The following is a 12551-nucleotide window of genomic DNA, read 5'->3' as shown; positions in this document are numbered from 1 at the left end:
GTCTCAGACCGCTAGATCGCGGCGGAGCTTGGCGACGTGGCCGGTGGCACGGACGTTGTACTGCGCCACCTCGATCTTGCCTGCTTCGTCGACGAGGAACGTGGAGCGGATGACGCCCTCGTAGACCTTGCCGTAGTTCTTCTTCTCCCCGAATGCGCCCCACGCCTGCAGGGTCGTCTTCTCCTCGTCGGAGAGCAGCGGGAACGTCAGCTCTTCCTTGTCGCGGAACTTGGCGAGCTTGGCCGGCTTGTCGGGAGAGATGCCGATGACCTCGAGGCCTTCGCCGTTGAGCTCGGCGAGACTGTCGCGGAAGTCGCAGGCCTGCTTGGTGCAGCCCGGGGTGCTCGCGGCGGGGTAGAAGTACACGATCACCTTCTTGCCTGCGTAGTCGGCGAGAGAGACGTCGTTGCCGTCAGCATCGGGCAGGGTGAACGCCGGAGCGGTGTCGCCCGGCTCGAGCTTGCTGTATTCGGTCACCGCACGAGAGTATCGAAATATCGTCGTGCTCTAGGCTCGACTGCGACCGAGACTATTTGCAACAAGCTGGAGGACACGTGGCCAAGGACACCGACCGAATCGAGCGCGAGATCGAGGCCGCTCGCAATCAGCTCGCCAGCACCCTGGACGAGCTGAGCGTCCGTGCCAGCCCCAAGAACATCGTCGCCAACACCAAGCAGTCCGTGGTGGCCAAGCTCAACGAGCCGGCAGTGAAGTTCACCCTCCTCGGAGTGGGCGCAGTGGTGGCAGTTCTCGTGGTTCGCAGGATCTTCAACTGACACGACAGGCGCTCCGACCAGCCGATTTCACATCTGGCGGCATCTGCTGTTAATGTTTCTCCCGCACCGCAGAGAACACGCGGTGCGGATCGGCGCCATTAGCTCAGTTGGTTAGAGCAGCTGACTCTTAATCAGCGGGTCCGGGGTTCGAATCCCTGATGGCGCACAACGAAACGCCCGTTCATCAGAATTATCTGGTGAGCGGGCGTTTTTCGTTCGGCTGGCTGCGTCGTCGATTCATCTCGGACGTATCCACCGATGCGTGCGTGGATTCACACACCCGACCCACGGCTTCCGTCATTGTGAGAGGTCGTCACGAGTAGCGGAATGGGTGACCTGCGAAGCTATGCGGATGGCTTTCATCATCCGGCTGACAACGTTGATCGACGCGGACCCCGCAGTGGTCTTCGATCTGGAATCGGATGCTTTCGTTCACGCCGAATCTCAGGGATCGTTCGGTGAGAGCGTTCGAGTCGACTCGGGTCGAAGTGCTCTTCGCTTGGGCGATGAAATCGAAATCCATTCCAGGCACCTCGGTGTGTGGTTCACCTTGACCAGTCGCATCACGGTGTACGAGCCCTCGCGGTATTTCGTGGATGAGCAGGTTACTGGCCCCTTCGCCTCGATGCGTCACGAACATCTGTTTCTCGCACGAAGTGAACACACGCACATGGTCGACATCATGTCGGTGAAATTCCGTGGCGGACGACTCGGCGCTGTGATCTTGGACGTCCCGGGCAAGCTGTATCTTCGTCGCGTCCTGTGCGTTCGGAATGCGTACATCAAAAAGCGTGCCGAAGCGCAGCGGAAAGTTGGTGGTCGGTAGACGTTCGCAATCTGCCACCGACACAACGGTTCTCGATCTGTTCAGCGCGCCTATCAGCTGCATTCGGTCCAGAAGATGCTGAACGTGTGTCGAGAGGTACTCCGCGAGAACCACGAATCCGACGACTATCCGCATCGTTGGTCACACGATCCGGCTGGCTGGTCGACACCCGAGAACATGGCGGGCGCATGGGTTGCCGAGCATGGGAATCGCATCGTCGGACACGTCGTCGTCGACGAGCCCGGTGCGCTCGCGGTGTTCCGACTCTTCGTGCGACCGGGACACCGGGGCTCACTAGTCGGAGATTCCCTGGTGCGGCAGAAACGAATTGGAGGTGCGTCGATGTTCGACGTCATCGAGCGCTCCAGCGACGCGATCGAACTGGACGAACGCACTCGACCGAGCACAACTCGACGGGCCCAACAGTCCGGTGATCGTTGTCGATGCCCGATCAGGAGTGCACTGGGACGCTCACCCTCAGATCCGGTGCAGTCACGATTCCCAGGGCGTGTCGGTAATACCTGTCGAGGGTCGGCGCGAGGCCCGCTGTCAGACTGGCGACATGTCGATCACACTCGTCCCGATCACTCCTCGACGGTTTCCCGCATGGCTGAAACGGAGTCAGAGCGAGTACAAGACGGACCTGATCGCTACAGGTGAGACACCACGCGCCGCTGAAGAGCACTCCAGTGATGCCATCGAGCGTGCTTTCCCGGCGGGTGCTCCTACACCGGGTAACGCTGTGTTCGACCTCGTCGACGACACCGGCCAGATCGTCGGGTACCTCTGGATCGGCCGAGACAACTCGGACGACGCCAGCTCGTGGTGGGTGTGGGATGTCGTAGTCGAGCCAGAGCACCGAGGCCAGGGCTATGGGCGAGCAGCGATGCAGCTCGCCGAAGACCATGCACGTGCGGAGGGCGCGCGGACGCTGGGACTGAGCGTGTTCGGTTTCAATGCTGTCGCGCGCGGGATGTACGAGTCAGCCGGTTATGAAACCACAAGTGTGAAGATGCGCAAGCAGCTCTGAACCCCATCGATTCCTGCCTCCTGGGATGGTCGTGAGCCGGTGGAGGGTCGCGGCGACACTACAGGCCGGGAAATTCCGACTCACGGTACGGCCGCACGCAGTGTCGGGGGCAAGGAACGACGGTGCCGAAGCCGGCCTGTTCGGCCTGTAACGCAACCGTTCACGCAGCCGACCAATGGGTATGAAACCAAGCTGGCCTGCTCGCGTGTCCGTCGTCGCAGCCATCTGTATCGGGCTCGGATCATGGGTCGCGCCGTCCGCGTCCGCCGAAGTTGTCGACCTCGATATTCTGCCTGGGCTGAGCTTCGGGCCGACCACACCGTACGGCGTCGGATGCACGTACGTCGCGGTTGCGCGGACCGATCGGGTGAACGAACCCCGAACCGACATAGGGGCTTTGGACTACAACTCCATCATGCCCATCGAGGAGTTCGTCTGGCAGTTCGATCCGTACTTCAGTACTCCCGCGATCCTCGGCCACAAAGTGACCCTGTGGACGCCCCTCACCCCGGGCGAGCATTCACTCATGGGGTACCAGACCTCGGCCGGTGGACCCATCGCAACAGTGACGGTCAATCCAGCAACGGCGCTCGGACCGATCTGCCTGGTAGCGCCCTGACTCGTCGACCGACTCGAGGAACGCAATGCTGTCGTGCTGAAGGCGGGGCGGACGAGCTGCTCGGCCAGCCCGCCCCGGTGTTGCGAGCCCGAAGAGGTTGTGTTGCTGTCGAAGTCGACTGCGTGGCCACCCCTGTTGAGGATCGCGGTCGTCGTTTCGGTGACGCCTCGAAGACCGACGCACCATGCTCTCGGCCCAACCTGACTGCTTGTAGCCTCGGAAAGGGAGGACAGGATCGAGAACGTGGTAGCTGTTGACCCACACCGTGCCAGCATTGAATCCGGCGGCGATATTGTGCGCCTTGTACACAGTGGAAGCCCACACCGCTGCCGGAACTCGTGCGCCGAGCGTGAGGTGAACTGCGGAGAGTTCGATCGACTCGTGGGGTTCGAACCAGATCGACGCACGGCCCCATGAATCACAGAGTGCATATCCGCTTTCGGGGCTGCATACTGGCTCGCGACATGAGACTGCCGTTCGTCACCTTCGCCCTATCCGTTCTTGTCGGGTCCCTCGCTCTGTCGGCCGCACCCGGCTCGGCGGCTCCCGGTGCTGCTGACTTCTACAGTGCGCCCGTCCTCGGCCTCGAGGCATACGCATCCGGGTCAATCGTGCGCCGAGAACCCGTGCCGCAGCTCGACCTTCTGGGCTCGCACACCGAGCGCATTCTGTACCGCTCGGCCGATCCCCGTGATCGTGCGGTGGCGGTGTCGGGACTTCTGATTACACCAACCCCTGCGTGGAGGGGGCCCGGGCCCCGGCCCGTGATCGCTTATGCGCCCGGTAGTTACGGGATCGCCGACCGCTGCTCCGGTTCGTCCGAGCAAGGGTTGACGACCACGATGCCGGCGCTGCTGCCGTTGTTGGCGCAGGGATACCAGGTGGTCACGACGGATTACCAAGGGCTCGGAACCCCTGGCGAATACGAGTTTCTGGGCCGGGTTGCCAGCGCCCGCGCTTTGCTCGACGCGGCCCGGACGGCAGCAAGTGAAACCGACGCGCCCGTCGTGCTCTACGGATACTCGGCGGGCGGTGTTGCTTCGGCCGCCGCCGCAGAGCTCGCCTCCACCTACGCGCCCGACCTGGCCGTGGTCGGTGCCTTCGTCGGTGCTGCACCGACCGATCCTGTGCTGCGCGTCGACGGCCAGGACGGCTCCGAGTCCGCCGCGACGATGCTGTACACGATCGGCGGCCTGATCGGCGCTCACCCCGACCTGTCCGAACAGATTCGGGCACTGTTCAACGATCGCGGGCGGGCAGCTCTCGATGCGGCACAAAATTTCTGCACGGTCGACGCTCTCACCTACGGACCGTTGCGGTCCGAGGACCTGACTGCTGACGGCTCTTCCCTGGGAACACTGATGACGGGGCCCGTGCTGGGTCCGCTGACGGAGCAGAACACTATCGGGTTCACCGCGCCCGCCGTTCCCGTGATGATCGTGCACGGCGTCCACGACACCTCCGTCGAGATCGCGCAGAGCCGTCTCCTGGCGCAGCGCTGGCGCGCCGCCGAAGGTACCGACATCACCGTTCGGGAGTTCGACTTCGGAACCGATCTCGTTCCCGCAGTCGACCATACGGCCACCAACATCGCTGCTTACCCCGAGTTGCTCGAGTGGATTGCCAGGCTCGTCACCGGAGTCTGACTCGGAGAACGCTCCCACGACGGTCCCCTGCATTCGACTGTTACAGACTCCACGAACAATTGCTACGGATGCTGGACGCAACGAAGACGGTGCGAAGACATCGGCAGGCGAAATTGGGAGCGTGAAACTTTCGAGAATTACTCGTGGGAGCGTCCGAGTGGCTGTGGTCGGTTCGGTTGTCGCGGCTGGTCTGACATCGGGCGTAGCCCAGGCCGAGTCCGAATGGTCACCAGCCCCGACTCCTCGGGTCGACATGAAACCCTGCAACGACGTGATCCTGGACTTCGATTCGAAGATCGACGCACGCGGCGGAGGATCTGCGGCTCGAGAGTTGGAATGCGCAACCATCGAAGTGCCGATGGATTACGCCGTGCCCGACGGGCGAAAGATCGAATTCACGTTTTCTCGACTCCGTGCAGCGGACCCGGAAAAACGGCGAGGCGTGTTGATGACGCATCAAGGTGGACCCGGGCAGGGTTCCATCACGTATCCATTGGAGTTGGCCAACCGTCCGATACGGGAAGCGGTCCGTGAGTACGACATCGTCAGTTTCGACTACCGAGGCACTGGTGCCAGTACACCGTTGAACTGTCCGCCGACATCTGTTCCGTACCCCACAGTGACCGGTACCCAAAAGGTGGACTTCGATGCCGGCTTCGACTGGACGTCCCAGGCCAACAAGGCACTGGTCGAATGCGAGCCGGAGTATGTGCGTCAGATCACCACACCGAACATCGCCCGCGACGTCGATCGTGTTCGTGAGGCCCTCGGTGAAGAGCAGATGGCGTATTACGGCGTGTCCTACGGAACCGTCGTAGGTATGACATATCGAGCGATGTTCGACGACAAAGTCTCGCGAATGTGGCTGGATTCGATCCTGGATCCGGAGTTTCGCGACGGCTCCGACTACGTGTCCCAAGATGCGCTCAGCCGCGCATCCAATCGAAGACTCTTTGCGTACCTCGCGCAGAATCAACGGTTCTACAACCTCGGGGACACCGAGGAATCGACCCGCGCTTCGGTCGAGAAGATCGTCGACGACGCGGAATCGAGGTACAAGAGCGGAGACACCGTTCTGATGCGCAACGATATACTCTCGCTGCTGCTCGACCAGCCTGCGATGGCGGCGCGGTCTTTGCTGACGTTGCGAGACGGACAACTGCCGTCGAAACTGATTCCTGTAGAGGGAGAAAGCAATCCTCTGTTCTCGGATGACAAGATCGATTCGAAACTGTCCGGCTCGAACGAGTCGTACACTCCTGTCTTCTGTGCATTGGCCGAGGGTGGTCGTGATGCGGACGACGTGTGGAATCGATACATGGAGTGGCGTGCCGAGACACCTGCCGACAATCTGGTGATCGAGCGTGTGCCGTCCTCGATCTGCGCGGGTTGGCCGTTCTCGACAGACCGCCCGGATTGGTCCGCGGCGGGAAAGAGCAGTCCGCTTCAGATCGGAGCACACCGGTACGAATCGACAACGCCGTATGCCGGAGCCGAAAAAGCCAGAAATATCTTGAATGGCTCGTTGTTCACCACGAACGATGCTAGGCACAGTGCATCGATTTTCACCGAATGCGGTGCGAAAAGAATATCCGAATTTCTGCAGGGATCCGCTCCGTACGATTCCGAGTGCCTGGCGCGGGAGGAGAGCTAGTATGCGAACGTTCATGTTTCGGATCGTCACAGTAAGCGCGCTGGCAAGTGTTCTCGTAGGCGTGGTCGGGTGCTCTGCGAATCCGGGAGATTCAGACCCGCCGCCGACTGCCGAGGATATTTCGTACCTTGGAACGGGCACCTTCGACGGCTGTTCGGGTTCACTCGTCATCGACGATGGAATGTCCAAGGACGACAAGGCTTTGTTCTTGACCAACGGGCATTGTTCGCTCGACGACAGCGTGCTCGGGAGGGCAAATATCGACAAGCCTTTGCAGGAATCGGTCAATCTATCGGATGCGGAAGGCGCAGGTATCGCCGCCGTGCAAATCGAGAAGCGCGTCTATTGGACGATGACCGAGACGGACGTGGCACTCCTTCAGTTGAGTAAGACCTACGGTGAGATCGATGCGGATTTCGGTATCCGGGGGCGCATGTTGGATCCCGAGCCAGCTAGGGTCGGCCAAGAGATCGAGGTGGTGGCGGCGGCTGTCGGAACGTCGGTCCAATGCTCGGTGGCGCGAGTGGTCCCCACCGTGATGGAGGTCGGGCTCCAAACGAGAGACGTCATGTCCTACTCACCGGAATGCTCCTCGCAGCCTGGCGCGTCCGGTGCGGCTGTGATAGATCGGAAGACCAACAAGATAGTGGGAATCAACAACTCGCACAACACTTCCGGTGGTCAGTGTCTCATCGACGAACCCTGTGAGGTAGACCGAGATGGCAAGATCACGGTAGTGGCGGGCGCAAGTTATGCGCCACCGGTCGCGGCGTTGGCGACTTGCTTGAAGGCTGGGAAGCTCGACCTTGCAGCACGTGACTGTCTGCTGCCCAAACCGTAGTCGGCCACCACGGGATCGGACGTCGCGGTCTTCGATCTCGGGCCCTGGTCCGGTCCGTCTGTACGGTGCAGGCATGGACGGATTCGGAGTAGGCGACGGAGTCACACCGCTGAGCGGGCCCATGGCAGGTATGTACGGAACCGTGGTCTGGTTCTACGAGGAGAAGCAACAGTTGCTCGTTCGTTTCGGTGCGTCGCAGCAGATGTACTACGCGGCGGAGGAGCTGAAGCGTTGGGGAGAGTAGTCACCTGCTCGATCTCGCATCGGAATAATTGAATCTTCACCGATGCTGTTGCAAGCGACCATCCCGACTCGAAAGGTCCCACCATGCATCTGGGCGTCGACAGCTTCGTCTCTTCCGTGACCGATCCGACCGACGGCCGGGTGATCGCTCCCGAGGAGCGAATGGGTCACCTGCTGGAGGAGATCGCCCTCGCGGATCTGGTCGGGCTCTATTCTTTCGGCATCGGCGAGCATCACCGCAGTGAGTACTACGACTCGGCTCCGTCGATCATTCTCGCCGCGGCAGCCGCGCGCACCGAGAACATTCGACTCGGCAGCGCAGTCAAGGTACTCAGCGCCGACGATCCGGTTCGGGTCTTCCAGGAGTTCGCCACTCTCGACCTGATCTCCAAGGGCCGGATCGACCTGGTCGTGGGACGCGGATCCTTCACCGAGTCGTTCCCTCTGTTCGGACTCGATCTGGCCGATTACGACTCGCTCTTCGCCGAGAAGCTCGACCTCTTGCTGCAGATCCGGGACAACGTTGAGGTGACCTGGTCCGGTCGGCACCGCCCGGCGCTGAACCGTCAGGGCATCTACCCACGTCCGTTGCAAGATCCGTTACCGATCTGGGTCGGTGTCGGTGGGACTCCCGAGTCCTTCGCTCGCGCAGGGCTTCTGGGGCTCCCACTGATGATCGCCATCATCGGCGGCGAACCACGACAGTTCGCTCCGCTCGTCGATCTGTACCGGCGCGCCGGAGCCCAAGCGGGTCACCCTCCGGAGAAACTGAAGGTGGGTCTGCACGTGTTCGGCTTCGTCGCCGAGACCACACAGGCTGCGGCAGACACGATCTACCCCGGCTGGAACGAGATGTTCACCAAGATCTCGCGGGAGCGTGGATTCGCCCGACCGAGCAGGCAACAGTTCGACGCCACTTCCGGTCCGAACGGCGCGTTCTTCATGGGAGATCCGAAGACGGTGGCCGACAAGATTCTGCGAGTGAGCGAACAACTGGGCGGTGTGGACCGACTGTCGTTGCAGATGACAAATCCGCGGCTGGCCCACAGCGACCTTCTGCGCGGCATCGAACTACTCGGCACCGAAGTCGCACCTCTGGTTGCCCCGGCATAGCCGCTCCGACCCGAAGTGCCCGCAATCACGGTGGCCAAATGCCCTAGTGGGCCGTGGACGAAGCGTCGATCGTAGGAGACGACGCAGAACACCGTCTTCGGCCAACGGAGGAACGATGGACCACACGATCGCGGCAACCACATTCGACGGACCGCTCGCGGTCGTGGTCGACGGCTCGCCCACGGACAAGGGGGTGGCCGAATGGGCGGCGCATTTCGCCGGGGCGGCCTCGACATCGGTGCGCCTCGTCCACGGTGCACCGAAAGACGAGTGGAGTGCGGCCGTCGCCGCCGAGCTGAACACCACCGACTTCCCGACGCGTCTGCGGCAGGAGGGTGAAAGTGTACTCGCTCGCGCCGTCGAGGTGGTGCACGGAGTCGATCCCCAGGTGGCGGTCGAATCGGAGGTATCGGAGCTGTCGGCTGCACGTATGGCCAAGACGCTCTCCGCGGACGCGGCGATGCTCGTCGTCGGCGCATGCGAGTCGGGTCCACTGCGCGACATCGTCTTCGGGTATTCGGCGACGGCAATCGTCAACGCCGCGACCTGCCCGGTGCTGGTGTGGCACGAACGTCGCGACTCGGGATCCGAACCGGTACCCGTCGCGGTGGGGGTCGATGGATCAGAGCCGTCGAAGCGCGCACTGTCGGCAGCATTCGAGCTTGCGAGCATCCTGGATGCAGAGCTGCTCGCCGTCCACGTGGGTGCCGTGCACGAGACCGACCAACTCGATTACGGCACCTCCGTCGACTGGCAGCACCTTCGTGAGGCGGAACGACAGTGGTTGCAGGCCAACGTCGATGCCTATCGAGACAAGTATCCGTCGGTGCCGGTTCGGGCAGTGTCCGTCGGTGCCTCGGCGGCACACGAACTTCGTTCGATCTCCGCTACGTCTCAGGTGTTGGTCGTGGGTAGCCGTGGCCGAAATCGCTTCACAGCAGCGATATTGGGATCAGTGAGCCAGAACTTGGTGCATCACGCCGAATGTCCGGTGCTCGTGGTGCATTGACGGCGTCACCTAGTTCGAGGCCCATTCCATTTCGTCGACGCCTGCGACAGGCGTCAGCAGGGAACGGATCTCACCGGCGTACATGGTGCGTTTGATCTCGCCCAGAACGTCGCCACGAGTTCCGGCCAGGTCGCCTGCGCGGGCGATGGCGTCGTCGAGCAGTGAATCGGCGGCCGATACGGCATCGACCAAACCGAGTGCCATGGCGTCGCCTCCGCCGTAGCGGCGGCCGGTGGTGAGCGCCTCGTGGAAGGCGTGCGGTGCCAGCCTCGCTCGCACCATGTCGACGGTTCCCGGGCTGTAGGTCGCGCCGATGTTGACACCGGGGAAGCAGAGGAAGCCGCGATCGGACCGCATGATTCGGTGGTCGTGCGCCATCACGAAGAATGCGGCACCACCGAACGTGTGTCCCTGCATGGCCGCGACCGTCTGCATCGGAAGTGTCAGAAAGCGCACCAACATCTCTTGCACGGTGCCGATGAACCGGTTGATCTGGTCGAGGTTCTCGGCGCCCCACGACAGGTCCACTCCGGTGGAGAAGTACTTGCCCGTCGCTGTCGTGACGAGCGCAGCAGCACCGGAACTGGCCTCGACCTCGTCGAGCAGAGTGTTGATCTCGGCAACCCAATCCGGGCTGATGCGATTTTCGGTGTTGTCGACACCTCGACTTCCGAGGTTCAGGACGAAGACATCGGCAACGCGTTCGAGGTATGGCATATCCCGAACGTACCCACATCTTGTTGTTCTCACTCACAACGCCGAGGGTTCGTCGGTGGTCACGAAGACGCGGTAGCCGACTCTCGACGAATGAGTTCGCGGTGACCGTAGGTGGCGCCGAGGATGTCCTCGCGATCTGCCACGGAGGAGCCGACCGCGCCTGCCACCGTGCCCAGCGAAGCGGCAAGCCATGCCAGGGCGAAGTAGTCGCCGAGAGTCGCGTCGCGACCGATCTGCGCAGTCAGGAAGTCCGGTGAAATGACCACTGCTGCCGAGAACAGTACGACCGCGAACAGCAGCGCGTACATGCAGAGCGCACCGGTCAGGACCGTTCCGAGGGTGGCTGCGTTGTACATCCAGCGATCGATCGTCGAGCTTCGGAACGAGCGTTTTTCCCACAGCCCATTGGGAAAGATGACCCACACCGTCATGGCCATCACCGCGGTGACTCCGATCATCGCCAGTCGTCCGAGGCTCATCGACGCTGCCATCTGCCAGATGCTCGCGTAGAACACGCCGAAGGCGGACGCCGCGCTCGCGGCAGCAAGCGCACCCGACAACGTGGGAACCAATCTCCACGGGCGATTACACCGAATCATCCCTGATACCAACCTGGTTCGGCCGAACATGCTCGACGTCAGCAGAACTTCGGCACCTTCCCCGGAATCGCTCGGAGCCCAGCGAGACCGAGAGTATCTTCGCGGCTGCCGAGAGGGGTCGTCGGCTTCGATCAACTCGTGCAACACCGCGAGAGCGGCGGTGACGGCGCGTCGCCGGACCGCAAGCGTTCCGAAAGAGGGCACGTACAGCGCGCCTGTCGTGCCACCGCGAATCTCGGCGATCACCGGGCGCGACCCGAGACGGCGAGGCACTTCCGACACACACAACACGATGTCGTAGTTGTCGGTGGCTTGCACCGATGCCAGCCACTGACCGAGTGGGGCGGCACCGGTCGCGGTGGGTGGGAGCGGAACCGACGCTCCGGACACCCGTAGTTCCCGCCGGTGCCCGACGATCATCGCGTGGTCGGGCAACTTGTCGATGATGGCGGACGCGACGGTCGACGCGAAGCCGTTGTCACTGACCACGCCCACCGAGAGCGGTGCATCGTCTGCGTCGGTGGTGTCGTGGTGGCCGGTGTTGTCTCGGCCCGCAGAGGCCGATCGATCGAAGTGCATCTCGATCGCTTACCCGATGACGCTCGGTGCACACCACTCGTCTGTCGCGGAACGAGGTTTGTCGTCGTGCAGACCGGGTAGCGCATTCGATAAGTCGATGCAGTCCAGCGAGAGGAAGTTCGATGCCGGCGAAGAAGAACGAGACCGGGGACCAGCCGCAACTGAAGGATCAGGCCCTGTACGAGAAGCTTCGAGAAGAGGGCAACTCGAAGGAGAAGGCTGCTCGAATTTCGAACGCGGCCGCGAAGGAGGGCAGGGATCAGATCGGTGAGAAGGGAGGGAAGTCCGGATCCTACGAGGACTGGACCGTGGACGAATTGACCGACAGAGCCAAAGAACTGGGCCTCGAGGGTTACTCGAAACTGAAGAAGGAGGAGCTCATCGACGCGCTCCGACACCATTGATTCACTGCGGGCGCAGCGACGAATAGTACTCCTGCTGGGATGGGTAGTAGTCGTCGAAACTCGGGAGTGGGTCGCCGTTTCCGGCCGCGACAAACATGTCCAGGTAGTACTCCCACCCCGGTCCGATCTCTCCCAGACCGTCCGTGCTCGCGCAGCTGTGTACGAGCACGAGAACGGTCCCAGGGCCTCTCTCGGTCAGACGGACCTCGAGAGGCCACTGGCCCTCGCCGGTCATCCGCACTGCCAGGAGGCCCGGCGGCTCACACGCGTCGATGATCATGTCCGACGCGGGCGCATCCTCCTCGAATGCCATCGTGACGCGAACGGTGTTGTGCGAGATCCGCTCCCACGGACCGAACCACAGCGCCGTCCGGGACGATTCGGTGAGGCGTGCCCATACATCCTCACGTGGTGCCGAGATGGTTCTGCTCAAGTCGAGGGCGAAGCCGGTGTCGGTGGTTCTCAGTGTGCCCAGGGGAGTCGGTGCCATCGAGT

Annotated in this window: 17 protein-coding genes and 1 tRNA gene; 12 read left to right on the top strand and 6 right to left on the bottom strand. The window is 62.3% G+C overall.

The window, feature by feature from the left end:
* Window positions 1–3: 3 nt before the first annotated feature.
* On the bottom strand, window positions 4–477 hold the full coding sequence (gene bcp, locus CH271_RS27525; protein ID WP_032375973.1) for a thioredoxin-dependent thiol peroxidase: 474 nt from the start codon (window positions 475–477) through the stop codon (window positions 4–6).
* Window positions 478–554: 77 nt separating this feature from the next.
* Between bcp and CH271_RS27520 the strand changes: the two genes are divergently transcribed.
* Together CH271_RS27520 and CH271_RS27515 are read left to right on the top strand one after the other, a co-directional pair.
* On the top strand, window positions 555–776 hold the full coding sequence (locus CH271_RS27520; RefSeq protein WP_032375974.1) for a DUF3618 domain-containing protein: 222 nt from the start codon (window positions 555–557) through the stop codon (window positions 774–776).
* Between the two features lie 92 nt (window positions 777–868).
* Window positions 869–942, top strand: a tRNA-Lys gene (locus CH271_RS27515).
* Between the two features lie 147 nt (window positions 943–1089).
* Here the strand turns inward: CH271_RS27515 and CH271_RS28600 are convergent.
* Entirely contained in the window at window positions 1090–1620 is a 531-nt protein-coding gene (locus tag CH271_RS28600) for a hypothetical protein (protein WP_179277879.1), read from the bottom strand.
* A gap of 57 nt (window positions 1621–1677) precedes the next feature.
* On the opposite strand from CH271_RS28600, the gene CH271_RS29690 reads away from it, so the two are divergent.
* From CH271_RS29690 to CH271_RS27500, 3 genes are all read left to right on the top strand, one after another.
* Window positions 1678–2262 (top strand): GNAT family N-acetyltransferase, encoded by a 585-nt coding sequence (locus CH271_RS29690; protein ID WP_143546131.1) that lies wholly within the window; start codon window positions 1678–1680, stop codon window positions 2260–2262.
* Window positions 2165–2632: a GNAT family N-acetyltransferase gene (locus CH271_RS27505; RefSeq protein WP_094635610.1), complete on the top strand. Its 468-nt coding sequence runs from the start codon at window positions 2165–2167 to the stop codon at window positions 2630–2632. The genes CH271_RS29690 and CH271_RS27505 overlap by 98 nt, the downstream gene beginning before the upstream one ends.
* Window positions 2633–2837: 205 nt before the next feature.
* A complete protein-coding gene (locus CH271_RS27500; RefSeq protein ID WP_094635609.1) occupies window positions 2838–3251 on the top strand; it encodes a hypothetical protein in 414 nt (137 codons plus the stop codon).
* On the opposite strand, the gene CH271_RS29525 is transcribed toward CH271_RS27500, so the two are convergent.
* Window positions 3153–3560, bottom strand: a complete 408-nt coding sequence (locus CH271_RS29525) for an aldehyde dehydrogenase family protein (protein ID WP_306437424.1) — start codon at window positions 3558–3560, stop codon at window positions 3153–3155. The two genes, CH271_RS27500 and CH271_RS29525, sit on opposite strands and share 99 nt — an antisense overlap.
* 155 nt (window positions 3561–3715) lie before the next feature.
* On the opposite strand from CH271_RS29525, the gene CH271_RS27490 reads away from it, so the two are divergent.
* From CH271_RS27490 to CH271_RS27470, 6 genes are all read left to right on the top strand, one after another.
* Entirely contained in the window at window positions 3716–4897 is a 1182-nt protein-coding gene (locus tag CH271_RS27490; RefSeq protein ID WP_179274633.1) for an alpha/beta fold hydrolase, read from the top strand.
* A 271-nt stretch (window positions 4898–5168) separates the two neighbouring features.
* Window positions 5169–6551: an alpha/beta fold hydrolase gene (locus tag CH271_RS27485; RefSeq protein WP_179274632.1), complete on the top strand. Its 1383-nt coding sequence runs from the start codon at window positions 5169–5171 to the stop codon at window positions 6549–6551.
* 1 nt (window position 6552) lies between these two features.
* Window positions 6553–7392 (top strand): trypsin-like peptidase domain-containing protein, encoded by an 840-nt coding sequence (locus CH271_RS27480; RefSeq protein ID WP_179274631.1) that lies wholly within the window; start codon window positions 6553–6555, stop codon window positions 7390–7392.
* Window positions 7393–7465: 73 nt separating this feature from the next.
* Window positions 7466–7636, top strand: coding sequence for a hypothetical protein (locus CH271_RS29060; protein ID WP_179274613.1), 171 nt, complete (start codon window positions 7466–7468; stop codon window positions 7634–7636).
* 83 nt (window positions 7637–7719) lie between these two features.
* The gene (locus tag CH271_RS27475; protein ID WP_094635605.1) at window positions 7720–8748 is read left to right on the top strand and encodes an LLM class flavin-dependent oxidoreductase; all 1029 of its coding nucleotides are present in this window, start codon (window positions 7720–7722) and stop codon (window positions 8746–8748) included.
* A gap of 115 nt (window positions 8749–8863) precedes the next feature.
* Complete coding sequence (locus CH271_RS27470) at window positions 8864–9757, top strand: universal stress protein (RefSeq protein ID WP_094635604.1); 894 nt, start codon at window positions 8864–8866, stop codon at window positions 9755–9757.
* A 9-nt stretch (window positions 9758–9766) separates the two neighbouring features.
* On the opposite strand, the gene CH271_RS27465 is transcribed toward CH271_RS27470, so the two are convergent.
* Together CH271_RS27465 and CH271_RS27460 are read right to left on the bottom strand one after the other, a co-directional pair.
* On the bottom strand, window positions 9767–10474 hold the full coding sequence (locus CH271_RS27465) for an enoyl-CoA hydratase/isomerase family protein (RefSeq protein ID WP_094635603.1): 708 nt from the start codon (window positions 10472–10474) through the stop codon (window positions 9767–9769).
* Window positions 10475–10533: 59 nt separating this feature from the next.
* On the bottom strand, window positions 10534–11652 hold the full coding sequence (locus tag CH271_RS27460; RefSeq protein WP_256986570.1) for a hypothetical protein: 1119 nt from the start codon (window positions 11650–11652) through the stop codon (window positions 10534–10536).
* Window positions 11653–11774: 122 nt separating this feature from the next.
* Here CH271_RS27460 and CH271_RS27455 point away from each other — a divergent pair, with 122 nt between their 5' ends.
* Window positions 11775–12056, top strand: coding sequence for a DUF7218 family protein (locus CH271_RS27455; RefSeq protein ID WP_037193228.1), 282 nt, complete (start codon window positions 11775–11777; stop codon window positions 12054–12056).
* Between the two features lies 1 nt (window position 12057).
* On the opposite strand, the gene CH271_RS27450 is transcribed toward CH271_RS27455, so the two are convergent.
* The gene (locus tag CH271_RS27450) at window positions 12058–12546 is read right to left on the bottom strand and encodes an SRPBCC family protein (RefSeq protein ID WP_094635602.1); all 489 of its coding nucleotides are present in this window, start codon (window positions 12544–12546) and stop codon (window positions 12058–12060) included.
* Window positions 12547–12551: the final 5 nt, after the last annotated feature.

The sequence above is a fragment of the Rhodococcus sp. 05-340-2 genome, from assembly GCF_002258915.1.
In the GTDB taxonomy this organism is placed as follows: Bacteria; Actinomycetota; Actinomycetes; order Mycobacteriales; family Mycobacteriaceae; genus Rhodococcoides.
The sequence above is the reverse complement of the archived record's forward strand: the minus strand, read 5'-3'. Positions and strand labels throughout refer to the sequence as shown.

Bases quoted from the DNA above. Each gene is read 5' to 3' on its own strand.
- CH271_RS29690 (WP_143546131.1), top strand. From the start codon at position 1,678: ATGCTGAACGTGTGTCGAGAGGTACTCCGCGAGAACCACGAATCCGAC.
- CH271_RS27505 (WP_094635610.1), top strand. From the start codon at position 2,165: ATGTCGATCACACTCGTCCCGATCACTCCTCGACGGTTTCCCGCATGG.
- CH271_RS27490 (WP_179274633.1), top strand. From the start codon at position 3,716: ATGAGACTGCCGTTCGTCACCTTCGCCCTATCCGTTCTTGTCGGGTCC.
- CH271_RS27480 (WP_179274631.1), top strand. From the start codon at position 6,553: ATGCGAACGTTCATGTTTCGGATCGTCACAGTAAGCGCGCTGGCAAGT.
- CH271_RS29060 (WP_179274613.1), top strand. From the start codon at position 7,466: ATGGACGGATTCGGAGTAGGCGACGGAGTCACACCGCTGAGCGGGCCC.
- CH271_RS27475 (WP_094635605.1), top strand. From the start codon at position 7,720: ATGCATCTGGGCGTCGACAGCTTCGTCTCTTCCGTGACCGATCCGACC.
- CH271_RS27470 (WP_094635604.1), top strand. From the start codon at position 8,864: ATGGACCACACGATCGCGGCAACCACATTCGACGGACCGCTCGCGGTC.
- CH271_RS27465 (WP_094635603.1), bottom strand. From the start codon at position 10,474: ATGCCATACCTCGAACGCGTTGCCGATGTCTTCGTCCTGAACCTCGGA.
- CH271_RS27460 (WP_256986570.1), bottom strand. From the start codon at position 11,652: ATGCACTTCGATCGATCGGCCTCTGCGGGCCGAGACAACACCGGCCAC.
- CH271_RS27455 (WP_037193228.1), top strand. From the start codon at position 11,775: ATGCCGGCGAAGAAGAACGAGACCGGGGACCAGCCGCAACTGAAGGAT.
- CH271_RS27450 (WP_094635602.1), bottom strand. From the start codon at position 12,546: ATGGCACCGACTCCCCTGGGCACACTGAGAACCACCGACACCGGCTTC.